Source organism: Paenibacillus sp. (assembly GCF_035645195.1).
Classification (GTDB): domain Bacteria; phylum Bacillota; class Bacilli; order Paenibacillales; family YIM-B00363; genus Paenibacillus_AE.
The window spans coordinates 247,944-269,777 of the sequence record NZ_DASQNA010000041.1; the positions used below are offsets into that span (position 1 = coordinate 247,944).

21 protein-coding genes are annotated in these 21,834 nt (G+C 54.9%); 19 read left to right on the forward strand and 2 right to left on the reverse strand.

Translation table 11 applies throughout. The annotated features are described in order from the left end of the window. The first annotated feature begins 106 nt into the window (after positions 1-106). The 8 genes from VE009_RS23350 to VE009_RS23385 all read left to right on the forward strand — a co-directional run bounded on the left by VE009_RS23350 (position 107) and on the right by VE009_RS23385 (position 7,012). Complete coding sequence (locus tag VE009_RS23350; RefSeq protein ID WP_325011869.1) at positions 107-592, forward strand: hypothetical protein; 486 nt, start codon at positions 107-109, stop codon at positions 590-592. A 120-nt stretch (positions 593-712) separates the two neighbouring features. Continuing rightward, positions 713-1,312 (forward strand): nucleotidyltransferase family protein, encoded by a 600-nt coding sequence (locus VE009_RS23355; RefSeq protein ID WP_325011870.1) that lies wholly within the window; start codon positions 713-715, stop codon positions 1,310-1,312. Between the two features lie 179 nt (positions 1,313-1,491). Next, positions 1,492-2,034, forward strand: coding sequence for a hypothetical protein (locus tag VE009_RS23360; protein WP_325011872.1), 543 nt, complete (start codon positions 1,492-1,494; stop codon positions 2,032-2,034). Positions 2,035-2,139: 105 nt separating this feature from the next. After that, positions 2,140-3,693, forward strand: coding sequence for an RNA-directed DNA polymerase (locus VE009_RS23365; protein WP_325011874.1), 1,554 nt, complete (start codon positions 2,140-2,142; stop codon positions 3,691-3,693). Between the two features lie 449 nt (positions 3,694-4,142). After that, positions 4,143-4,211, forward strand: coding sequence for a putative holin-like toxin (locus VE009_RS23370; protein WP_325012157.1), 69 nt, complete (start codon positions 4,143-4,145; stop codon positions 4,209-4,211). Positions 4,212-4,433: 222 nt separating this feature from the next. Further along, a complete protein-coding gene (locus tag VE009_RS23375) occupies positions 4,434-5,717 on the forward strand; it encodes a hypothetical protein (RefSeq protein ID WP_325011876.1) in 1,284 nt (427 codons plus the stop codon). Positions 5,718-5,732: 15 nt separating this feature from the next. After that, a complete protein-coding gene (locus tag VE009_RS23380; RefSeq protein ID WP_325011878.1) occupies positions 5,733-6,065 on the forward strand; it encodes a DUF1904 family protein in 333 nt (110 codons plus the stop codon). Positions 6,066-6,184: 119 nt separating this feature from the next. Continuing rightward, on the forward strand, positions 6,185-7,012 hold the full coding sequence (locus VE009_RS23385) for a sugar phosphate isomerase/epimerase family protein (RefSeq protein WP_325011880.1): 828 nt from the start codon (positions 6,185-6,187) through the stop codon (positions 7,010-7,012). A 37-nt stretch (positions 7,013-7,049) separates the two neighbouring features. On the opposite strand, the gene VE009_RS23390 is transcribed toward VE009_RS23385, so the two are convergent. Both VE009_RS23390 and VE009_RS23395 read right to left on the reverse strand, forming a co-directional pair. Then, on the reverse strand, positions 7,050-7,790 hold the full coding sequence (locus tag VE009_RS23390; RefSeq protein WP_325011882.1) for a response regulator transcription factor: 741 nt from the start codon (positions 7,788-7,790) through the stop codon (positions 7,050-7,052). A gap of 4 nt (positions 7,791-7,794) precedes the next feature. After that, complete coding sequence (locus tag VE009_RS23395; protein WP_325011883.1) at positions 7,795-9,648, reverse strand: sensor histidine kinase; 1,854 nt, start codon at positions 9,646-9,648, stop codon at positions 7,795-7,797. 193 nt (positions 9,649-9,841) lie between these two features. Here VE009_RS23395 and VE009_RS23400 point away from each other — a divergent pair, with 193 nt between their 5' ends. From VE009_RS23400 to VE009_RS23450, 11 genes are all read left to right on the forward strand, one after another. Further along, positions 9,842-11,200 carry an ABC transporter substrate-binding protein gene (locus VE009_RS23400; protein ID WP_325011885.1) on the forward strand — a complete coding sequence of 453 codons (1,359 nt, stop codon included), beginning with the start codon at positions 9,842-9,844 and terminating at the stop codon, positions 11,198-11,200. Between the two features lie 27 nt (positions 11,201-11,227). Continuing rightward, positions 11,228-12,106, forward strand: coding sequence for a sugar ABC transporter permease (locus VE009_RS23405; RefSeq protein ID WP_325011887.1), 879 nt, complete (start codon positions 11,228-11,230; stop codon positions 12,104-12,106). Further along, entirely contained in the window at positions 12,103-12,924 is an 822-nt protein-coding gene (locus tag VE009_RS23410; protein WP_325011889.1) for a carbohydrate ABC transporter permease, read from the forward strand. Before VE009_RS23405 ends, VE009_RS23410 begins: the two co-directional genes overlap by 4 nt. Before the next feature lie 27 nt (positions 12,925-12,951). After that, positions 12,952-15,342, forward strand: coding sequence for a glycoside hydrolase family 95 protein (locus VE009_RS23415; RefSeq protein ID WP_325011890.1), 2,391 nt, complete (start codon positions 12,952-12,954; stop codon positions 15,340-15,342). A gap of 152 nt (positions 15,343-15,494) precedes the next feature. Continuing rightward, entirely contained in the window at positions 15,495-16,286 is a 792-nt protein-coding gene (locus VE009_RS23420; RefSeq protein ID WP_325011892.1) for an alpha/beta hydrolase, read from the forward strand. Next, on the forward strand, positions 16,277-17,074 hold the full coding sequence (locus VE009_RS23425; protein ID WP_325011894.1) for an alpha/beta hydrolase: 798 nt from the start codon (positions 16,277-16,279) through the stop codon (positions 17,072-17,074). Before VE009_RS23420 ends, VE009_RS23425 begins: the two co-directional genes overlap by 10 nt. A gap of 16 nt (positions 17,075-17,090) precedes the next feature. After that, positions 17,091-18,086 carry a Gfo/Idh/MocA family oxidoreductase gene (locus VE009_RS23430; RefSeq protein WP_325011896.1) on the forward strand — a complete coding sequence of 332 codons (996 nt, stop codon included), beginning with the start codon at positions 17,091-17,093 and terminating at the stop codon, positions 18,084-18,086. An 8-nt stretch (positions 18,087-18,094) separates the two neighbouring features. Continuing rightward, a complete protein-coding gene (locus VE009_RS23435; RefSeq protein WP_325011897.1) occupies positions 18,095-18,895 on the forward strand; it encodes a polysaccharide deacetylase family protein in 801 nt (266 codons plus the stop codon). A gap of 205 nt (positions 18,896-19,100) precedes the next feature. Next, the gene (locus tag VE009_RS23440; protein ID WP_325011899.1) at positions 19,101-19,577 is read left to right on the forward strand and encodes a hypothetical protein; all 477 of its coding nucleotides are present in this window, start codon (positions 19,101-19,103) and stop codon (positions 19,575-19,577) included. Further along, positions 19,567-20,676: a phosphodiester glycosidase family protein gene (locus VE009_RS23445; protein ID WP_325011901.1), complete on the forward strand. Its 1,110-nt coding sequence runs from the start codon at positions 19,567-19,569 to the stop codon at positions 20,674-20,676. The genes VE009_RS23440 and VE009_RS23445 overlap by 11 nt, the downstream gene beginning before the upstream one ends. A gap of 212 nt (positions 20,677-20,888) precedes the next feature. Then, entirely contained in the window at positions 20,889-21,827 is a 939-nt protein-coding gene (locus VE009_RS23450; RefSeq protein WP_325012159.1) for a transcriptional regulator, read from the forward strand. Positions 21,828-21,834 lie beyond the last annotated feature (7 nt).

The following is a 21,834-nucleotide window of genomic DNA, read 5'->3' on the forward strand; positions in this document are numbered from 1 at the left end:
GGTAATTATCCGAAGTTCGCGAATAGTTCTTGTAAAGGGAATTACTACTTCAGAAATAAGACGTTAGATGAAATTGCTTGAAAAAGATTGAAATTTGAGGTGTCTAATGTCTAAGACTATAGTAAGGATGATTGGTAGGATTATCATCTGGGTACTTAAATTAGATTTATTAATTCCCGGCGGCATAGGTTTTGGTTACCGTCCGTATTCAAATGAGGAATATAAAAGATTGGTAAGGGAACTGTTGGATAAGGATGATGAAATAGAGATAAAGATAAGCAAGGCAATTGAATCATTACAAAGCACATCAAATTTGCTAGGAGAACTAGATAATATCTTAAATGATAGGAAGGATAAATTGTCAAAAATACAAGAAGAGATTGAATCTCAATCGAAGCTTGTTAAGGATTATATGCAATTGGCTGAAATTGGGCGAAATAATGCTGAACCTATAATAAATTCCATTAAAAGCTCAGTAAATGAAGGGAAAAATCTCGAACGAATTATTAATTTTATTATTAGTATTGTGTCGGGAATACTAGTTTTCCTACTGGGATTTTATTGGAAAGAAATCATCGGTTTGTTTAGTTAATCGGAGAAGCAAGCAACTTCATCTAACACCGCATTCACGCATCGGGCCAGCTACACTGGCCCTCGGTAAGATCAATCGAGGGAGCGGAAGTAGCGGACAACCTCCTTCGGAGGTTCGTGAATGCAGAAGACGTTAGGCGAAAGATCGAAGATTAATTTAGTCAGGGCGGATTCAGTAATGCTTGAAGAAAAACTTATAGAAATTATGCTCATGAATCCCAGATCAGTCAGAGATTTAGAAGCGGTAAAGTCATTAAAGTTAAAGAACTGGTTCATTGCGGCGGGGTATGTCCGCAATCAAGTTTGGGATTATTTACACAACAATAAAGAGACTTTAATCTTTGAGGATGTAGATATCATCTATTATGAAGCAAGTGACATTACAGAGGGAACAGACAAGAAATATGAGGAACAGCTAAGAGCCATAAATTCAAATCTAAACTGGTCAGTTAAGAATCAAGCAAGGATGCACTTTAGGAATAACCATGAACCATATTTAAGTTTAGATGACGCAATGAAGCGATGGCCCGAAACAGATACAGCGGTAGGAATCAAGTTAACGGATCAGGGGAGAATCGAAGTAATCGCTCCTCATGGATTAGAGGATCTGTTTGAATTAAAGTTAAGGCAAAGTAAATATTGTGACGATCGATCTATTTTCATGAAGCGAATTTATGATAAGAAATGGTTAGATAGATGGAAACAGCTAAAGATAGTGTGATGGTAACTCAGAGATCCTTCACCTAACACCGCATTCACACATCGGGCCAGCTACGCTGTCCCTCGGTCCGCAGAAGTGAGTTCGAGGAAGTGGGTGCTGCGGACAACTCCCTACGGGAGTTCATGAATGCAGAAGCCGTTATCGGAAATTGCTGCAATTAAAGATAAGGAGAGAATGATATGAGAATTAACAAGAAAGTTTTTAATTATTCGAATTTGGAAAAAATACTATTCAATATAGATAGTAATACAGAAGCTTATAAGAGCCTTATCGCTGAAAGCAATTATATAAAAACTGTATATGAGAAATTACCGTTAAATGAATTAAAGATAATACTAACACATATAAATGCTGGAATCGAAGATGCAAAGAATGTAGATAAAGTGTTTACCTTAGCTGCCATCGGTGTTTCATTGTTTATTGCAATTAGTTCTTTATTAAATATATTAAATACTACAATTTCTTTTTTTTATTTATTATTTTCTACAGGTGTAATGATGTCAGTATTAATGTTTTCTAATAAGTTTATAAAAAGAATTAAAGAGTTCAGCTATTTAAAGGAAATAATTCAGCTTGTTATTAATGAAAAAATTATGTATGAGGATTCGAAGATGGCATTAAAATCCGATAACACCGTATTCACGCATCGGGCTGGCACCCTCGGTCGCAGACGCGGGTTCGAGGAAGCGGTTGCTGCGACAACTCCCTACCGGAGTTCGTGAATACGAGGAACGTTATACGACATAACCATTCTCGAAGTATGACTATACTTCTATACGTGGTAAAATATGTATATCAACTAAGTTATCCTAGGGGGGGGTTACAAGGTGGAACTCATTGAGAAAATAGAAATATCTTGGAGAAGAGTAAAAGCAGACAGAAGAACGGATTTTATTATTGGTGATTTTGAATATGAAGTATTTGATTATTATAAAAATGAATTGTTACAAGGAATTGTTGATAACATGTTGAAACAAGAAGAATATAAGCCAAAATCGTTAAGAACTATTAGAGTACCAAAAACATCCTACACAACAAGGCCCGGCTCTGTTCCTGAAATAGAAGACAGAATTTATTATCAATATTTAGTTGATGAAATAGCTGATGAAATTGAAGAGAAATTAGTCCCCGTCGAGGATAGAATAGTACATAGTTATAGATATAACAATAATAGAACATCTTCGGAAATGTTTTTAAAAGGAAGAGCCTCATACACAACGTTCGAGGGAAGAACAATTGAAATTAGTAATGATTTTAAATATGTAATAGTTACGGATGTATCTTCTTATTTCGAGAGAATTTATCATCATGAGCTGGAAAACACTTTAAGGGGTCTTGGGGCAACACCGACAATTGTTGAATCCCTTTGTGAGCTTTTACGAAAATGGCGGAAAGGAAATTCATACAGCATACCTCAGGGTATCTGGCCTTCTGATTATTTGGGTAACATCTATCTGGATCCTGTTGATAAATTTATGATGCGTAAAGGTTATGTGTACTGTCGCTTTGTTGATGATATACGAATTGGAGTTAATAGTTACTTAGAAGCACAAAGCGTGTTATTACTTCTTGAAGAGAAATTAGCTTCGTTAGGACTTACCCTAAATGATGCTAAAACAAAAATTATCCCTAGTGAACAGATCGAGGAGATACTATTTCCTCACAAACAGCGAATAGAAGAAATCAAGGACGAAATACGGTCAGCTAGCAATTTTTCTTTTAACCCTTATGTTGACTTTGAAGAAGAGGATGCCGATGATGAAGATGTTGATTTAACATCTGCCAGGGAATTATTTAGGGAGCAATTGAGCCTCGAATATCCCATGCCCTCAATAACTCGCTTCTGCTTAAAGCACTTAAATAATTTTCAAGATGAAGAAATTTTGGAGGATGTAATTAAAAATTTAGATAGGCTTGTAGTTGTTACACCTCAGGTAGTGGGCTATCTATATAGTCTGTATAAAATAGCTGATGAACAGGGGAAATATTATATCAGTAGTAGTATAGCATCATTTATTAAAGACGAATTAACAAATTACGATTGGCAAATCATGTGGTTTTTGCAATTAATGAGTAAGTTTAAATCTATTGGAACCGATGAGGTCAATTCAATTCGAGAACATATCATGAACTCTAATAAGGAGATCCACGATGCTGTTTTAATAAATGCTTTATTACTTTTAGGGAAACATGGGGACTCGGCTGACTACGAATGGATTTTAAGTTTATTTGATAAAAATTACTCTTCATGGGTTAGACAAGGGATAATATATTCGTTGAGAAATATGCCGAAAACTAAAAGAAATCATTTTTACGGCTATTGTATAGGCCAAGATACTAGAATAGATAAAGTTATAGATTTTATTAAAAAGAAATACTAATGAAGATTTACGAACATTTTTCCTTTAATGTTCGTCTTTGAGTTGTTTCGAAGAAGTTGGTTACGTCGTATAACACCGCATTCACACATCGGCCCAGCTACGCTGTCCCTCGGTCCGCAGAAGATCATTCGAGGGAGCGGGTGCTGCGGACAACCTTCTTCGGGGGTTCGTGAATGAGTAAGACGAGACGTTATAGGAAACCTCGGAGTGTACATAGTTCAGAACTACATCGTGAAGAGTAATTCGTGAATAGTTTCGCTTCGCGTTACTAAGATTAAATCATGAACAGTTACAGCTTCACGTAGAATAAAACATTTAAATAACGAACAAACATTCTGTGTCTATTAGGATATAAATGGTAGAATCATGAGGTACAATTGAATCTTGGGTGGGCATGGTTTCCTTCGAAAGGAGGTGAAACCATGGAGTTGAAAGACGCGATAACGATCATGATCCTCTTCGCATCCTTTGTCCTAGCTCTTTTAACATTCATCGGGAATAACTACAAGAGAAAGTAAAAACCCACCCCAGGTTCACGGCCGACAGGTGGGTTTTGTGCTTCTAACCTGGAAGGGCAACCCCGATTATTTCGGTGTAGATCTGAAGGAAGGAAATGGGGCGGATCAGGTCGAACTGATTCAGGAGCAAGCCAAAGAATCTGCATAAGGAGCACACCATTGAAATCTCGCACCCCACGTATAGCTGGTCGCGCCGCCGTCGTTGGCGGTAGCATTGCCGGGATGCTGGCCGCAAGAGTGCTGGCCGATGCGTTCGAAGAGGTCGTCGTAATTGAAGCCGACGAACTGCCCGAAGGCGTCGAGCCGCGGAAACGGACGCCCCAGGCGAATCATTCGCACGTGCTGCTCCAGCGGGGGCAGACGATCTTGGAAAAGCTGTTTCCGGGCCTGATCCAGCAATGTATCGATGCCGGCAGCGTCACGTCGGATTTTACCCGCGATCTCCGATGGTTCCATTTCGGACAATGGAAGCCGCGTTTCACCAGCGGTATTCGCGTCGTGCAGCAGACGCGCCCGTTCCTCGAGCATCATATTCGCGGACGGCTCAAGCTATACGGTAATATCCAATTCCTACCCAAAACGAAGGCGGCGGGACTGATCCTGTCCCCGGACGGCAGCCGGGTAGAAGGGCTGAAACTACAATCCGCGGACGGACAAGCGCTGCCGGATTTGCTCTGCGAACTGACGGTCGACGCTGGAGGGGCTGGGTCGCCGTGTATGCACTGGATTTCGCCCCAGCCCGCCGAGGAATCGCTACCTATCGATTTGTTTTACGCGACCCGGTTTTACCGCGATCCGGAAGAGAACAATCGGGATTGGACGAATTTAATGATCTCCGCGCGGCTGCCGAATCAACCGTATGCCGGCGTCGTGCTGTCGTTTGAGAACGGCCTCATGGGGGTTACGTTAGGCGGGTACAAGAAGGAGCCTCCGAAAACCGCCGAAGCATTCGCCGCCATCGCGGCGTCCTTGCCGCAGCCGGATATTTCCCGGTTTCTTCAACGGGCCGAGCCGGTCAGCAACATGCACGTGTACCGGATTCCGTCTCAAACTCGGAAACGTCTCGTCCCCGGCACGCTGCCACGGCGGCTCCTGCCGATCGGGGATGCGTACTGCCGGTTCGATCCCCTCTACGGGCAGGGCATGTCGGTCGCCGCGATCGAAGCCGATCGTCTATACGAGCTCCTACAAGGCGGCGAAGCCGATATCGACAGCGTGGTAAACCAATACCTGACGGCGTTGCCGACGCTGACGCAGGAGCCGTGGGACATGGCGCTGACAGAAGCGCTTCGCCACCCAGAAATTGCAGCCAGCCAAGACGTATCGTTCGTGATGAAGCTGATGCAGCGGCTCACCGAGCGCATCTACGCCGCATCGGCGCGGAACGAGGACGTTTACCTCGCGCTCGCGCAGGCGATGAATTTGACCGCGTCGTCGCGCATCTTTTTCCGGCCATCATTATTAGGTACAATCATGACGACACGTCCGAACAAAGGAAAACGCTAGGAGGAACAACAAGACATGCCGCAATTAATAACGAAAGGGATCCCCGTCGAAGCGATGCGGAGCGTCAGCGCCGCTTTGGTGGAGGAGCTCGCGAGCATTTGCGAATGCGGGACGGACAATTTCACGATCGACTGTCTCGCGGTCGAGTCCGTATTCGACGGGAAGCGGGTCGACACGTACCCGTTCATCGAGGTTGCGTGGTTCGACCGCGGCCGCAGCGTGCGAGATCGGTTCGCGGAGGCGGTGTACCGCCATGTCCGCCAGGCGGGCGTCCCGGAGCTGGAAGTCGCTTTCAAAACGTACACGGAAGACGCGTATTACATCAACGGGGTGAGCTGCGACGCATGAAATTCGTCGGATAAGCTTCCGTTTTTGTCGGAAGTTTACCCATCGATCGCATTGACCGCTCGTCCGTATTCAAGTACTTTGGTTAAGGGAACAAGAGAACGACGAAAGGGTGGAGGAGCATGACGGTTGGCGTTTTGGCGCATTTGTTCGGCTGTTTGCCGGTTCACACGCTGGCGGAGCAAGTATCGGCGAAAGGGTTCCGGCACGTGCAGCTGGCGTTATGGAAAGCGATCGACGGCTACGATTTCACGAAGCCCGGCAAGCTGAGCCCGGGTCTCGCGTCGATGATCGGGGAGGCGTTCGACAAACAGGGCGTGTCAATCTCCGTGCTTGGCTGCTACGTACACTTATACGATCGGAACGAAGAGCAGCGCCGGACGAACATCGAGCGCTTCAAGGAGCTGCTGCGGCATGCGCGTTCGTTCGGCTGCAGCATCGTCGCCGCGGAGACGGGGACGAATCCGGGCGGGGATTACAATGAACAAGATTGGGCTACCATGCGGAACACGCTGCGGGAGCTGGCCGAAGAGGCGGAACGCTGGGGCGTGTACGTCGGGATGGAAGCGGCGAACGGCCATTTGATCGGCACCGCGCCCGAGCTGAGACGCATGCTGGACGAAGTGCCGTCGTCGAATATCGGCGTCGTGCTCGATCCGGGCAACTTGCTCAAGACCAGCAACTTCGAGAAGCAGAACGACGTCATCGAGGAAGCGTTCAGCTTGCTGGGGGAACGCGTCATCGCGGCGCATGCGAAGGACCGGACGCTCAACGAGCAAGGGGAGCTGGTTACGGTACCGGCCGGCTTCGGGCAAATGAACTACGAACTGTACATGAAGCTGCTCAACCAGTATAAGCCGGGCGTCCAGATCATCATGGAAGAAGCGAAGCCGGATCAGATGGCTTTCTCCAAACAATATATCGAAAACATTCGGCAAAACGCCGTATAGCATACGGCCCTGCGTCCCGACGATCGTCGGGACGTTTTTACTTTTGATAATCCTTCGGCGTGGAGCCGGTCATCTGTTTAAAAACGCGGCTGAAGTAAAATTGATCCGGATACCCGACGCGTTCGCCGACTTCCTTCACCGGCATGTTCGGATAGTTGCGCAATAAATATTTCGCTTCATTAATTCTCAACGACATTAAATATTTCGAAGGCAGTTCACCCGTATACTTCACAAATAATTTGCTCAAATATGAACTATGGAAATTAAAATGTTTCGCGATATGCTCCAGCGTCAGCTCTTGGTCGAAATGCTCCCGCATGTACTGCTGGACGCGGTGGACGATTTCCTCCGGTGGGGAACCGGCGTGTCCGGCCAGCTTCCCGGCGTGCCGTTCCGAAAGGACGGCGTCGCGAATTCGAGAGAGCAGCTGCCCAAGGTCGTCCGCGGATACCGGCTTTAACAAATAGTCCGTTACCCCGTACCGAATCGCTTGCCGGGCGTATTCGAAATCGGCATACCCGCTCGAGATAACCTTCCGAATGCGCGGATAATGGGTATGGAGCGTTCGGATCAGCTCGATGCCGTCCGTGGCCGGCATCCGGATGTCGGTAATGACCAAGTCCGGCAGCTCCTGCGATACGATGTCGATCGCCGCTTTGCCGTTTTCGGCCGCGCCGACCACCTTCATGTGGGGGGAGGCGTTTTCAATTTTTTTAATTAAATTGTTTCGAATCAAATCTTCGTCTTCGGCGACGACGACCGTAATGAACTCCTCCACGCGCTCATCTCCCTTCCTTCCACGTGCCTCCGATTCGAATGGACGCGCCTCCGCCTGCACGGTTCGACGCTTCAAACAGCGTATCGGCGCCGTAAAGCAGCTTCAGGCGAATGTAAATATTCAGCAAGCCCATGCCGTTCAGCTCCAGCGTGGGAATGACGTTCGTCCGGTCGACCTCGTCCATCCGTTCCCGCAGCAGAGAGAGGCTCGCATCAGTAAAGCCCGGCCCGTTGTCGCAAACCTCCAGCGTCCACCGGCCGTCAGCCAGCGTTCCGATGACCTGGATGCGCCAAGGGGGCTCGCTTTTGGTGGCGAATTTCAGCGCGTTCTCGACGAGCGGCTGAACCAGGAGCTTCGGCATGTGAAGCTGGAGGAGCGAGTCGTCGATCCGAAACTCGTACTGCAGCTTCTCCCCGAACCGGATTTGGTTGATGTCCAAATATTTTCTCGTATGCATCAGCTCGGTCGACAGCTTGACGGACGATTCGTCCGAGGAAAAGTACCGCAAAAAATCGGACATATTTTCCGTCATCCGCACGATTTGGGCGTTCATGTTTTCCTCCGCCATCGCATGAATCGTCGCCAGCGTGTTGTACAAAAAATGCGGATTCATCTGCGATTGCAGCGCCAGCAGCTTCGCCTGGAGCTCTTGGGATTGGGAAAGCAATAAATCATCCATCGACTGCTTTAATCGCGCTCGCATGTTGACGAAGGACTGATGAAGCTGATCCATTTCGCTCAAGCCGCTGCTTAATTCCGCGCTGATGAGACTACCGCTGCCAATGTCGTCCAGTCGAATGTTCCGAATCGTCCGATGCAGCTTCAAGAGCGGCAGCGTGATGCGCCTCGCCGCCGCGAACGACAGCGCGATCGCGAACAGGAGGACGCCGACGGCGACGAGGACCGTCTGCTTCGCGAACCGGGAGAGCGGCTCCAGAAGCTTCGCCTCGGAGACGATCAGCATCGTCGTCCAGCCCGTCCGCTCGGAGACATGCGCGGAGACGAGCTCCCGCTCGCCAGTGCGCGGATTGACGAGGGCGAAGTTCCGCCCGGAGTCCGCAGCGTTCGTCCCGAGCACGGAGAAATAGGAGGAGAACGCGTCGCCCGTTCCGTCTATCGGATAAATGAGGCGGCCTTGCTCGTTAAACACCAAGACGTTCTCGCCGTTCGAGCGGGATCGGACGATTCCGATAGCGTTTTCAAAAACCTTGCTGTAATACTGCTTCACCTCCACAATGGCGATCGGGACATTGTAGCTGTCGTAGATTTGTCGGAACAGCGAAATCGAGTACTGCGCCTCGCGCGAAGAGCGGAACCGGGACATGTCCTCGTCCGGCACCGGAGGGTGGATATATTTGCCCTTCGTGTTCGTCATGACCGTATGGAACCAAGCTTTCTCGTCGGGCCGGTACGAGCGTTCGCCGTTATCGAAGCCGTTGCCGTACATCATGCCTTGGAAGTCGTACAAATACAGCTGCTCCACCGGACGCGAAGGGCCGACGACGGCGGTCAAAATATCGGTAAGCTCCTTGCCCGCTTCGACCGTACCGGCCGTTCGGGCGGAGGGGGACCCCGAGGCGGCGGACGTCTCGAGCTCGGCAAGATATTTGCGGAAGTTGTTGCGGACGAGGTTCGAGTACATCACGTTCAAGGCGACGTCGTCCATCTTCTGGATCTCCGCGTCGATGCTCTCCTGCAGCGACTGACCCATGCCGCGCAGCGCCTCGGCCGCGTTGCGCCGCAGCAAATCGGAGGTCCAATGGTAAAACCAGAGCACAAGCACCGTAAACACGATCACGATGATCAACGTATAGGTCAGGAACAAAATCGAGCGTATATTTTTGAATTTCAGCAGCATGGCCCGCCGCCGTCACCGCCTCGCATCGGCATTTTTTCTCATTCTGCTCCCGCTTCGCCACTTTTGTCAAAGCTTTCTTTGCGCAGCGGCTAGTCAAAATAATACATAAAAACGGTCGGAAATCTCCATGTTCGCAAGAATGTAAGCGCTTTATGATTGTAGCGAGAACCGATTCGTAAAGGGGATGAAAGAAATGAAAAGAAAATCGATGCTGCTTACGCTGTTGACCTTATGCGCGATGATCGTTACGGCATGCGGAGGAAGCGGCGCCGCGCCGGAAGCCGCTCCTTCGAGCGGCAGTGCAGGCGCCGAGACCGGGAGCGGCAACGCGGCCGAAGGCAAAAAGAACGTTACGCTAACGTACATCGCCAGCCAAGGATGGATCAAGGACGCCGAAATGGAGCTTGCCAAAAAGTTCGAGGAAGAAACCGGCATTAAAATCGATTATCAAATTATCCCTGCGGACCAATATTTCAACGTGCTGAAAACGAAGCTGAACGCGAAGGAAGGTCCGGACATTTTCGGAGGACAGAGCGGGAAGAGCGAGATTCAGTTGAACTACAACGTCGAAGTAAACGCGGTCGATCTGAGCGATCAAGAATGGGTGCAGCGCGAAGATCCGTTAAGTCTCGAGCAGCTGTCATTGAACGGCAAGGTGTATGCGCTTACGATCTGGGACACCTCCGGCAGCTTCATCGTGACGTATAACAAAAAGATTTTCGAGCAGCTCGGTCTCGAAATTCCATCGACGTACGAGGAGTTTAAGCAAATTTGCTTGAAAATTCAGGAGGCCGGCATCATCCCGCTGTACGAACCGATCGCCGACGGCTGGCACCATGTGCTGTGGTTCGCCGAGCCGGGACCGCAGTACGACAAGCGCGAGCCGAATTTGTACAATGCTCTGAACGAAAACAAAGTCAAATTCGAGGAAAGCCAAGTGATGCTCGAATCGCTGACGCAGCTGAAGGAAATGTACGATCTCGGCTTTTTCGGAGACAACGCGTTCTCCGATACCGGCGCGGAGACCGCGAACAAGCTGGCGAGCGGCGAATACGCCATGTCGCTCTCCGTGGCCAGCACGGTGAACGATATCGTCAAAGCGAATCCGGAGCTCACGCCGGACGATTTCGGGTTCTTCGTCATCCCGCTCGCGGACAATCAAATCTACTACATCAATCCGGGCGGCCCGAGCAAATTCATTTACTCCGGCTCCAAACATATCGAAGAAGCGAAGCAATATTTCGCGTTCTTGGCGAAGCCCGAAAATCTCCAGTACATGCTGGACAACGATCCGACGATCGCCAACTTGAACTTCCCGGGCCTTAAAGACAAGTACACGCCGGCGCAAAAGGAGCTCTTCGAGCGGTATCCGACGAAAGGCACCGACATTCAAAACTACGTCAATTACGTGAACCCGCAATGGATGGACATCGGGAAAGATTTGGTGGCGATGTTCAGCGGCGCTTCCGAGCCGATCGACGTGCTGCGAAGCATCGATAAGCGGCGGGCCGACATGGCAGGCGTGGCGAAAGACCCGGCGTGGTCGAAGTAATCGATACAGAGTGGAGTTGGCGCGCACGTGATCCGAAATAAAATTTACCCGCTGTCCTTCGCGGCCGGCACGCTCGTGCTGTATCTCGTCTTTTTCGTCATCCCGGGCCTAATGGGGTTCTACTATTCGTTCACCGATTGGAACAGCTATTCGAGCGAGGTCGCCTTTATCGGCTTGGACAATTTCCGGAAAGTATTCTCGTCGAATGAGCACTACCTCAGCTTTATGACGAATACGCTCGTCTTTACGTTCGCCACGGTCGTCCTGAAAACGGTGCTCGGGCTGGCGTTCGCGCTCATGCTGAAGGAAGGCGTGCGGCTGCAGGGGTTCCACCGCGTCATGATCTTCATGCCGGCGATCGTACCGATGCTGGTCGTCGGCCTCATTTTCAAATCGGTGCTGCATCCGCAAACCGGCTTATTGAACGAAAGCTTGCGTTGGCTCGGACTCGGCGCTCTAGCGCAGAAGTGGCTGGTCGACGTGCAGTGGGCGTTCAAATCGATTATCGCGGTCGATGTGTGGAAAGGCGTCGGCTACATCATGATCATTCTGCTCGCCGGACTGCAGTCGATTTCCCGAACGTATTACGAAGCGGCGGAAATCGACGGGGCGAATGCGTGGAGCAAGCTCGTTCATATTACGCTCCCGCTGCTGACGCCCGCGCTGGTCGTGACGACCGTATTGAATCTGCTGCACGGGCTGAAAGTATTCGAGGTCGTCTATGTACTGACGAACGGCGGTCCGGGATACGCGACGGATGTGTTGTACACGACGATTTTCAAGGAGTTTTCCACGGGACGGTATGGCCTCGGGACGGCGCTGTCGACGCTCTTGTTCCTCGTAATGACGGTATCGGGTTATTTCGTCATACGTTTAATGACGCGGAAGGGGGCGGTGGAACAATGACGGCGCATTGGAGTTTGCGGTTGCTGCGAAATGGCGTCGCCTGGGGCCTAAGCGCACTGATGTTCATTCCGCTGCTGCTCGTCGTCGTGAATTCGTTCAAAGACCAGATCTCCGCTAACTCGATGAGCATGGCGCTGCCGACTCGGCTGGAATGGAGCAATTACTTGATCGTGATCGAACAGGGGAAGCTGCTGGAATCGTTCCTGAACAGCCTTTTGTACACGAGCACGTCGACTGTGTTCGGGCTGCTGCTTTCCGCGATCGCGGCGTACGTATTCGCTCGAAACGCGACGAAGCTGAACCGGTTCCTGTATTTCTTCATTATTATGGGGATCGCGATGCCGACGAACTTCGTCACGCTGACGAAAGTAATGCAGCTTACGCAGCTAATCAATACGCAGCTCGGCATCATCGTGCTGCTCACGGTCGGGACGATCCCGTTCAGCGTGTTTCTCATTTACGGCTTCGTCAATTCGGTGCCTAGAGAGTTAGATGAGGCGGGGATCGTGGACGGCTGCCCGCCGTTCAAGCTGTTCGCCTGGATCGTGCTGCCGCTGTTGACGCCGGTGCTCGTGACGGTGGCCATCTTGAATTTTATGGGCGCTTGGAACGAGTTCGTCCTGCCGCTGTATTATTTGAACGATTCGAGCAAATGGCCGATGACGCTGGCCGTGTACAATTTCTTCGGCCGCTTTCAAGTCAATTGGAATCTGGTTTCGGCGGACATCGTGCTTACGACGCTTCCCGTTATTATCATTTATTTGATCGGGCAGCGGTTCATTATTGCAGGGATGACTTCGGGATCGATCAAAGGCTGATTCCGGCGCGCAAGGAGGATGCGGACGATGAACCTACATTACGAGAAGCCCGCCCGAGCGTGGACGGAGGCGCTGCCGGTCGGCAACGGCCGGCTTGGCGCCATGGTGTTCGGCGGCATCGAGGAAGAGCGGATGCAGCTGAACGAAGATACGCTCTGGTCGGGCGCTCCGCAGGAGTGGAACAATCCGAAGGCGAGGGCGGCGCTGCCGGAGCTGCGGCGCCTGATCGCCGAGGGCAAGTACGAGGAAGCCGAGGCGCTCAGCAAAGCTTCCACGATGGGGCCGTACACGCAGTCTTATATGCCGCTCGGGGATTTGCGGCTCCGATTTTACCACGGCAATTGGGCTTCCGACTACCGTCGGGAGCTCGATCTGCGCGGCGGCGTCTCGCGCACGTCCTATCGCATCGGAGGGGTGCGGTACGTGCGCGAGACGTTCGCCTCGTTCCCCGATCAGGTGCTGGTCGTCCGGCTGTACGCCAGCAAGCCCGGGAGACTTCGCTTCCGCGCGCGTCTGGACAGTCCGCTGCGTTCCGCCGCGGAGCCGGCGGGCGAGGCGCTGCTGCTGCGCGGGCATTGTCCGGAGCGGGTCGATCCGAACTATTACGACACCGATGAACCGATCCGTTACGGGGATCCGGAGCGAACGACCGCTATGCGCTTCGAAGGCCGGCTGCAGGTGCGGCTGGACGGCCCGGGGACTTGGCGGATCGACGACCAAGGCCTGCACGTGGAGGGCGCCGAGCGGTGCACGCTGCTGTTCGCCGCCGCGACCAGCTTCGACGGCTTCGATCGAGCTCCTAACCCCGGGAGGGAGCCGGGGCCGATTGCGGAGCGGGCGGTGCGCGCCGCGCTGGCGAAGTCGGACGCGGAACTGTTCGCCGCTCACGCCGCCGATCACCGCGCCCTGTTCGATCGCGTCGAGCTCCGGCTCGGCGCGCCGGCCGCCCCCGACACCCTGCCCACGGACCGGCGCATCCGGGAATACGGCGCAGCGGACCCGAGGCTGGTCGAGCTGCTGTTTCAATACGGGCGCTACCTGCTGATCGCGAGCTCCCGTCCCGGCACGCAGCCGGCGAATTTGCAGGGCATCTGGAACGAGGAGCCGCGCCCCGTGTGGAGCAGCAACTACACGCTGAACATTAACGCGCAGATGAACTATTGGCCTGCGGAGGTGTGCCACCTGCCGGAATGCCATGAGCCGTTCCTCCAGTTCATCGGCGAGTTGGCCGCGAACGGCCGGCGTACCGCCGAGGTGAACTACGGCTGCAGGGGATGGACCGCCCACCATAATTCGGATGTTTGGCGGCAGACGGCGCCGCCGGGCGACTACGGCCACGGCAACCCGCTGTGGGCGAACTGGCCGATGGCCGGCCCGTGGCTGTGCGCGCATCTGTGGGAGCATTATCGCTTCGGCGGAGATCTGCGCTACCTGCGCGATACGGCGTATCCGATCATGAAGGAAGCGGCGCTCTTCTGCTTGGACTGGCTGATCGACGACGGGGCGGGCGGGTTGATGACGTCGCCGTCGACGTCGCCCGAGCACCGGTTCCGGCTGCCCGACGGGCGTACGCATGCACTGAGCGAATCTTCCGCGATGGACATCTCGCTCATTCGCGAGCTGTTCCGCCATTGCATCGAAGCGGCGCGAGAGCTCGGCGTCGACCCCGAGTTCGCGGAGGAGCTGCGGGCGACGATGCGGCAGCTGCCTCCGCACCGGATCGGGAAGCACGGGCAGCTGCAGGAATGGTCGCGCGATTTCGACGACGAAGACCGGGTTCACCGCCATGTGTCGCATCTGTACGACGTGTATCCGGGGGACGCAGTGACGAAATCGGCGGCGCCCGAATGGTTCGAAGCCGCGAAAGCGTCGCTGGAACGGCGCGGCGACGGCGGCACCGGATGGAGCCTCGGGTGGAAAGTGAATTTATGGGCCCGCTTCAAGGACGGCAACCGGGCGCTGCGGCTCCTCTCCAATCTGCTCACCTTGGTCGAAGACGACGGCACGACCATCGATTTGCACCGCGGAGGCGTGTACGCCAATTTGTTCGACGCGCACCCGCCGTTCCAGATCGACGGCAATTTCGGGGCGACCGCCGGCATCGCCGAGCTGCTGCTGCAGTCCCACGACGGCGCAATCGAGCTGCTGCCGGCGCTGCCCGACGCTTGGCCGGAGGGCCGCGTGCGCGGCCTGCGCGCCCGCGGCGGGTTCGAGGTATCGATCACGTGGCGCGGCGGGCGGCTCGAACAAGCCGACATCGTATCGCGGCGCGGCGGCGAATGCCGCATCCGCAGCCGGACGCCGCTTCGCGTTCGCGCCGGCGATTCGGCGTTGCAATCCGTCCTGGAGGGAGAGGACGTGTATCGTTTCGCCGCTTCCCCGGGAACGGTGTATACGATTTTCGAGTCGAACCGCTGACGCGATTGCGGACCGCGTGGAGGCCCATGCCTCCACGCTTCTATTTTTTCGCTCGAAATGGCTCCACAACAGGTTGTTTTGCGGTAAAATAAGGGAGTTGTTTTTTTACTTCGAGAGTTTGAGAGATTACGAGAGCAGGAGGCTGACGGACAATGGCTTGGCTGCGCGTACATTTTCATTCCGAGACGCTGCGCATGCCGACCGCCATGGAGGTGCTGCTGCCGCAGCGCGGCGAAGGCCCCCGCATGACGGTCGACCTCGGACCTTACCCGACGCTGTATTTGCTGCACGATCTGGGCGAAGATCAGACCGCTTGGATGCGGCGGTCGAGTATCGAGCGCTACGCGGAAGGCCGGCCGCTCGCGGTCGTTATGCCGGCCGGGCACCGAAGCTGGTACGCCGATATGGCGTTCGGCCGGAACTATTCCCGCTTCATCGCCGAAGAGCTGCCTGCGTTTTGCGAGCGGATGTATCCGCTTTCGAACCTGCGGGAACATCGATATGTCGCCGGCTGCGGCATGGGCGGGTTCGGCGCGGTGACCGCCGCGCTGCGGGCGCCGGAGCGCTTCGCCCTTGCGGCTTCCTTCTCCGGCGCGCTGGATGCGGCGGGAGCGGCCGAGCGGCTGCCGCCGGAGCTGGCGAGAGACGTGTTCGGTGACGAGGGGCGCTCCGGGAGCAGCGATGCGTTCGCTGCCGCGCAGGCGCTCTCCGCCACGAACCGTCCGCGGCCGGACATCGCGCTCTGGTGCGGAATCGGGGATCCGGTCCGCGACGACAACGTCCGATTCCGCGATAGCGCGGCATCGCTCGGCTTGACCGTCGTCTATGAAGAAGGGCCAGGAGAGCCCGGCTGGGCGAGCTGGGACCGGTGCGTCGAACGGCTGATCGATCGTCTCGCGCCGCGCGTACCTGTTCGGCAAGGGGGGACGTCGCAATGGCGCTGATGGAAGCGCATGTGTACTCGACCATTCTCGGCATGGACGTCCAAACGACCGTCATCATGCCGCAGGAAAGACAGCCGTACGACGGGGACGGCAAGCTGAAGACGCTGTGGCTGCTGCACGGCGGTTCGGGCGACCACAGCATGTGGCAGCGCATGAGCCGCATCGAGCAGCATGCGAACCGGTTCGGCATCGCCGTCGTACTGCCGGGAGCGATGCATTCGTGTTGGACCGACATGGCGCATGGCGGCCGATATTTCACGTACATGACCGAGGAGCTGCCGGGGCTGATGCGCCAGCTGTTCCCGCGGTTGTCCGCCGAACGGGAGGACAATCTGATCGCCGGCTTGTCGAACGGCGGCTACGGCTGCTTCCGCATCGGGCTCGCCCGGCCGGATCTGTTCGGCGCGATCGGCGCGATGTCGGCCGGCGACAAATCCGACATCGCCTTCGTGAACGACGGTTCGGCTCGGGCATATGATCGCATACTGCTGTTCGGCGAGGGTGACATTCGGGGGACGGAGAACGACCTGAAATGGCTCGGCCGCCGCGCCGTCGCCGCCGGCGGTCCGCTCCCAAGAGTGTATCACGCCTGCGGTAGCGAGGACCCGTGGCTGGACCTCAATCATCTCATGAGGGATTTTTTCGAAGGCCTAGAGGGCAACCCGTTCGATTACCGCTATCACGAAGCAGAAGGCCATGGGCATACGTGGGAGTTTTGGGACGAAGAAATCGTTCGTTTCTTGCAGCATCTAGGGTTGGAAACGAAGTCGACCTATATCGACGGGTAGGAGGTTCACCATGAGCATGAGCAAACATCGTATCGTTCTGGTCGGCCACGGCACGATCAGCAAGGCGTACTTGAAAGCGTTCGCTTCGGTGCCGGAGGCGGACATCGTCGCTGTCGTCGGGCGCAATCCCGAGAAGGTCGCGGCGTTCGCCGCAGAGCACGGCATACCGGCGCACGGCGTCGACCTCGCCGAGACGGCCGCCCGCGCCGGGGCGAACGCGGCCGTCATTTGCACGCCGAATGCGGCGCATTACGACGGCGTCCTGGCGGCGGCGCGAGCGGGCCTGCACTGCTTGTGCGAGAAACCGCTCCACATCGCGCCGGAGAAGCAGCGCGAGATGATCGCTGCCTGCAAGGAGCGCGGGGTCGTGCTCGCGGTATCGTACATGCGGCGGTTTATCGAGCATTTGCGCTATCTGAAGGAGCTGGTCGACTCGGGCACGCTCGGGCGCATTATGACGGTGGACGTCACCATTAAACATTTCCGCTCCAAACAATATTACGAATCGTGGCACGGGACGCTCGAGATGGACGGCGGCGGTCCGTTCATCCAGCAGGGCAGCCACATTATCGACCTCGCGCTTTGGCTGAACGGCGGCTACCGAGAGGTGCTGAGCGCGAACATGTTCCAAGTGTTTCACGATATCGAAACCGAGGACCACGGTTATGCGGTCGTTCGGTACGGCAACGGCGCGATCGGCATGATCGAAGCGTCGACCGCGAGCGTCGGCATGCAGAAGGAGATGATCGAAATTTCCGGCACCGAAGGCAGCGTGTCGGCGAATTACGACGGGATCGTCTCCTTCCACGTGCCGGGCGTCGAGCCGCCCGCGTTCGACCCCGACCGATCCGCGAACGACGAGCTGTTCCGGCAGCTCGCGGCGGACTTCGCGCAGGCGATCGACGAAGGCCGCGCCCCGTTCGTCGACGGCGAATCGGCCGCCGTCGCGACGGAATTCATTAACGACATATACCGGAAAGCCGGTCAACCGGCACGAACATTCGGAGGGTGAACAGAGCCATGAAACAAATCGTCAAATGCTTCCCCGGCGGCAAACACAAAGTGCTCACGATGAGCTACGACGACGGGCGCGAAGCGGATCGCCGCCTCGTCGGTATTTTCAATCAATACGGCATTAAAGGCACGTTCCACCTCAACTCGGGCTTGCTCGGCGCAGGCGACCGGATCGGCGCGGACGAAATCGCGTCGTTGTACGCGGGACACGAGGTGTCGGCGCACACCGTCACCCATCCGACGATCGCGCGCAGCCCGAAGGAGGCGTTGGTCCATGAAATCATGGAGGACCGTAAAGCGCTGGAGCGGCTGACCGGCTATACGGTTCGAGGCATGTCGTATCCGAACGGCTCGTACAGCCCGGCCATTATGGATCTGCTGCCGCATCTCGGCATCGAATACGCGCGCACGGTACACAGCACGAAGACGTTCGGCTTCCCGAACCGGTGGCATGAATGGAATCCGACCTGCCACCACAACCATGACGTGCTGGAGATCGGCAAGGCGTTCGCCGAACTGCACAAGCGTCAATATTTGTATATGATGTACGTGTGGGGCCACAGCTATGAGTTTAACGATCGAAACAACTGGGACGTCATCGAACGGTTTTGCGAATTCATCGGGGGCCGGGACGACATTTGGTACGCGACGAACATCGAAATTTACGATTATTTGCAGGCGTGCGACCGTTTGCAATTTTCGGCGGCGTGCGACTTCGTGTACAACCCTTCCGCGATGTCGGTTTGGCTCAGCGTCGGCGGAGACATCGTCGAAGCGAAGGGCGGGGCGCGGACGACGCTGGAGTAACGGGTAACGCGATCGTTTGTTATATAGGCAGCTCTCTCGGGATTCCGAGGGGGCTGTCTTTTCGTTTAGGCGCGTCTTCCAAATCCCCCCACTTCTCCGTAAAACCTGTGAAATCTCGCAGCCAAATATGGTAGGATAAATAGAGAGATAGAGAAAAAGAAATCACCTACGACACTACAACCAGATCAACGGAGAGGAACGAGCCATGAACGAAGCGTTTTACGAAATCGAACCGCGGACGGAACGAACCCATTCCAAACGGCTGGCGAAGCGGCTGTCGAAAAAGGCGGTCGTCCGCGCGGCGATCGCCGCCCTCTGGGTTTCGCTAGCCGCCGGCGTCTTCATTTTAGCGTACGTGTACGTCGGGGGCATTCAAAAACAGCTGGACCGCATTCATCAGACGAACCAAACGAATACCGCGGAGCTGAACCGGAAATTGTCGGAGCTCGAAACCGCGCTGCAATCGAACGCGGACCAAGCCAAGGCGGTGCAGCAGCAGTTCGCCGCCGTGCAAAGCGAATTGAACGCGGTGAAGGAAGAAATGTCGCTGGCCGGAGATTCGCTCAGCTCGACCGCGCAGACGAAGCAAGCGCTGAACGATCGGATTACGGAGCTCAGCAAGGAACTGGAAGAGCTGCGCAAGTCGATCAAGAAGCTGGAGGAAGCGGCCCGTGTCTACTAAACCGCTTCTCCCGCTCGGGCTCGCCGTCACGGCGCTGTTCGCCTGCATCGCCGCGTTCCAGCTGCGCGCCCCCGAACTGGAAGCCGAGTATGCGTCGGCCGCGGTGTCGTACGCGTCGACCGAAGCCCCGCTGAGCGTCTTGAAGCAGCAAGCGGCTGAGGTGTCTGACGCCTACGGTCAAATGAGCGCCGGCGCGGCGTCGTCCGTCGAGCAGCTGACCGACATCCGCAATGCGGTGTCCGCGCTCTCGGAGGCGGCGAAGAAGGAGCAGGCCGCCGACGCGGAGCAGCGGAAAGCGGTCGACCAGCTTGTCGATCAAAGCAAACAGCAGAACGCGGAGACGGGGGACGTGCTGGCCGCTGTGCTGTCTAACATGCTAGGCGACCCGATCGGCCAAACGTTCGGCGAACGGGCGACGATCAAAGTGTACTCGCTCAAGGAAGCGGGCTACCGCGGGTACCTCGCGAAAGTGAAGCTCCACGACCCGAAAGCGGTCGAGCTCGTCTTGTCGGGCGATAAAATCGGGCATAAGGGAGAGACGACGAGCGCCGCGGCGAAACGGACCGGGGCCGCGCTCGCGATCAACGCGGGCGGGTTCTCCAAAGGGAAAGACGGACTGCTATACCCGCTCGGCGTCACCGTCGTCGACGGGGAAATCGTCACCTTTTATCAAACCGGACTCAGCTTCATCGGGTTCAACCGAACCGGCAATTTGGTCGGCGGGGACATTCACTCGAGGAAAGATGTCGAGAAGCTGGACGTCCTGAACGGGGCTACCTTCGTGCCTACGCTGCTGAAGGACGGCAAGAAACAGACGATCCCGTCGAAATGGAAAAACAAGAAGGAGCCGCGGACGATGATCGGCCATTTCTCAAACGGCGATCTGCTGTTCATCGTCATCGACGGCAGGCAGGAAGGCTACAGCAGCGGCGTCACGCTGGAAGAAGCGCAGACAAAGCTGCTGGAGTGGAACGTTCGCGATGCGTACAATTTGGACGGCGGCGGCTCCAGCGCCTTCGTCTACAACGGCAAAGTGCTAAACAGTCCTTCCGACGGGAAGGAACGGAAGGTCGTTTCCAATTTCGTCGTATTTAAGTAAGTTTGGATAGCGTAATGCCGGCAGCGGTCGCTGCCGGTTCTTTTCGGTTCTGACCCCAAACGTATGTTTCATGACATCTAGTTGTCAAAATGATTTGGTACAATGCAGACAACGGCGGTAAATCATGGCAGGATTCAGCCGCGCCATACCGAAAAATATATAGAATACAAAGACGGAGCGTGCATGCCATGACGGATCGCCTCATACGGTTAATGCGACTCATTACATTAATACAGGGAAAGCCCGGAATACTGGCCCGCGAATTGGCCGAACGATGCGACACGACCGAACGAACGATTTACCGCGATCTCGAAGCGCTCAGCGCCATGAACGTACCGGTCAGCAACCTCGGACACGGCAAGGGCTATGCGTTCGTCGGCAATTTTTCGCTGTATCCGCTGGATTGGACCGACGAGGAGACGCTCGCGTTCACGATGCTGCCTTCGATTCTCGAGCATGTGCAGCAGCTGTTGCCGCCCGGCTTCTCCTCCGCCTACGAGAAGGTAATGGCCGCCAATCGCAAGGAGAAGGCGAAGCGCCGCGACACGATCGAGGACATCGCAGATATTATTCAGACGGGCACGCCGTCGCACCGGGACGACGCGCAGCATCATTTGTTCGCGATCATGCAGGCGGCGCTCAGCCAGAAGACGGTCGAGGCGACCTACTTCACGCTCAGCCGGAACGAAACGAAGGAGCGGAAGATCGATCCGTACTATCTCGTCCCGCGCGAGCAGCGGTTTTACTTGATCGGGTACTGCCATTCGGCGCAAGAGATTCGAACGTTCCGCCTCAGCCGCTTCCGGCGCGTATCGCTGACGGAGCAGTCGTTCGACAAGGGCGATTTCAACATCCGCCAATATATGAAGCATACGTGGTCCATCGAGCGGGGCGATGAGCTAATCACGTTCAAGGTGAAGTTCGCACCGAACGTTGCCCGGTATATTCGCGAGGAGGAACTATTCGTTCGCCCGAAGCTGACGGAGATGCCCGACGGCGGGCTGCTGTTCGAGGTGACGGTCAACCATGACCGCGAGTTTCTCGGCTGGCTCAGCCAATACGGCCCTGACGCGGAAATCGTCGAGCCGCAGTCGTACCGGGAGCAAATGCGGGAGCGGCTCGAACGCTGGCAAGCGATCTATGCGCGATGATTTCAGA

Excerpts from the sequence above, each read along its gene's own strand:
- VE009_RS23395 (WP_325011883.1), bottom strand. The coding sequence starts at position 9,648 with ATGCTGCTGAAATTCAAAAATATACGCTCGATTTTGTTCCTGACCTAT.
- VE009_RS23360 (WP_325011872.1), top strand. The coding sequence starts at position 1,492 with ATGAGAATTAACAAGAAAGTTTTTAATTATTCGAATTTGGAAAAAATA.
- VE009_RS23380 (WP_325011878.1), top strand. The coding sequence starts at position 5,733 with ATGCCGCAATTAATAACGAAAGGGATCCCCGTCGAAGCGATGCGGAGC.
- VE009_RS23440 (WP_325011899.1), top strand. The coding sequence starts at position 19,101 with ATGAACGAAGCGTTTTACGAAATCGAACCGCGGACGGAACGAACCCAT.
- VE009_RS23410 (WP_325011889.1), top strand. The coding sequence starts at position 12,103 with ATGACGGCGCATTGGAGTTTGCGGTTGCTGCGAAATGGCGTCGCCTGG.
- VE009_RS23425 (WP_325011894.1), top strand. The coding sequence starts at position 16,277 with ATGGCGCTGATGGAAGCGCATGTGTACTCGACCATTCTCGGCATGGAC.
- VE009_RS23415 (WP_325011890.1), top strand. The coding sequence starts at position 12,952 with ATGAACCTACATTACGAGAAGCCCGCCCGAGCGTGGACGGAGGCGCTG.
- VE009_RS23385 (WP_325011880.1), top strand. The coding sequence starts at position 6,185 with ATGACGGTTGGCGTTTTGGCGCATTTGTTCGGCTGTTTGCCGGTTCAC.
- VE009_RS23420 (WP_325011892.1), top strand. The coding sequence starts at position 15,495 with ATGGCTTGGCTGCGCGTACATTTTCATTCCGAGACGCTGCGCATGCCG.
- VE009_RS23450 (WP_325012159.1), top strand. The coding sequence starts at position 20,889 with ATGCGACTCATTACATTAATACAGGGAAAGCCCGGAATACTGGCCCGC.
- VE009_RS23355 (WP_325011870.1), top strand. The coding sequence starts at position 713 with ATGCAGAAGACGTTAGGCGAAAGATCGAAGATTAATTTAGTCAGGGCG.
- VE009_RS23375 (WP_325011876.1), top strand. The coding sequence starts at position 4,434 with ATGCTGGCCGCAAGAGTGCTGGCCGATGCGTTCGAAGAGGTCGTCGTA.
- VE009_RS23435 (WP_325011897.1), top strand. The coding sequence starts at position 18,095 with ATGAAACAAATCGTCAAATGCTTCCCCGGCGGCAAACACAAAGTGCTC.
- VE009_RS23350 (WP_325011869.1), top strand. The coding sequence starts at position 107 with ATGTCTAAGACTATAGTAAGGATGATTGGTAGGATTATCATCTGGGTA.
- VE009_RS23400 (WP_325011885.1), top strand. The coding sequence starts at position 9,842 with ATGAAAAGAAAATCGATGCTGCTTACGCTGTTGACCTTATGCGCGATG.
- VE009_RS23430 (WP_325011896.1), top strand. The coding sequence starts at position 17,091 with ATGAGCAAACATCGTATCGTTCTGGTCGGCCACGGCACGATCAGCAAG.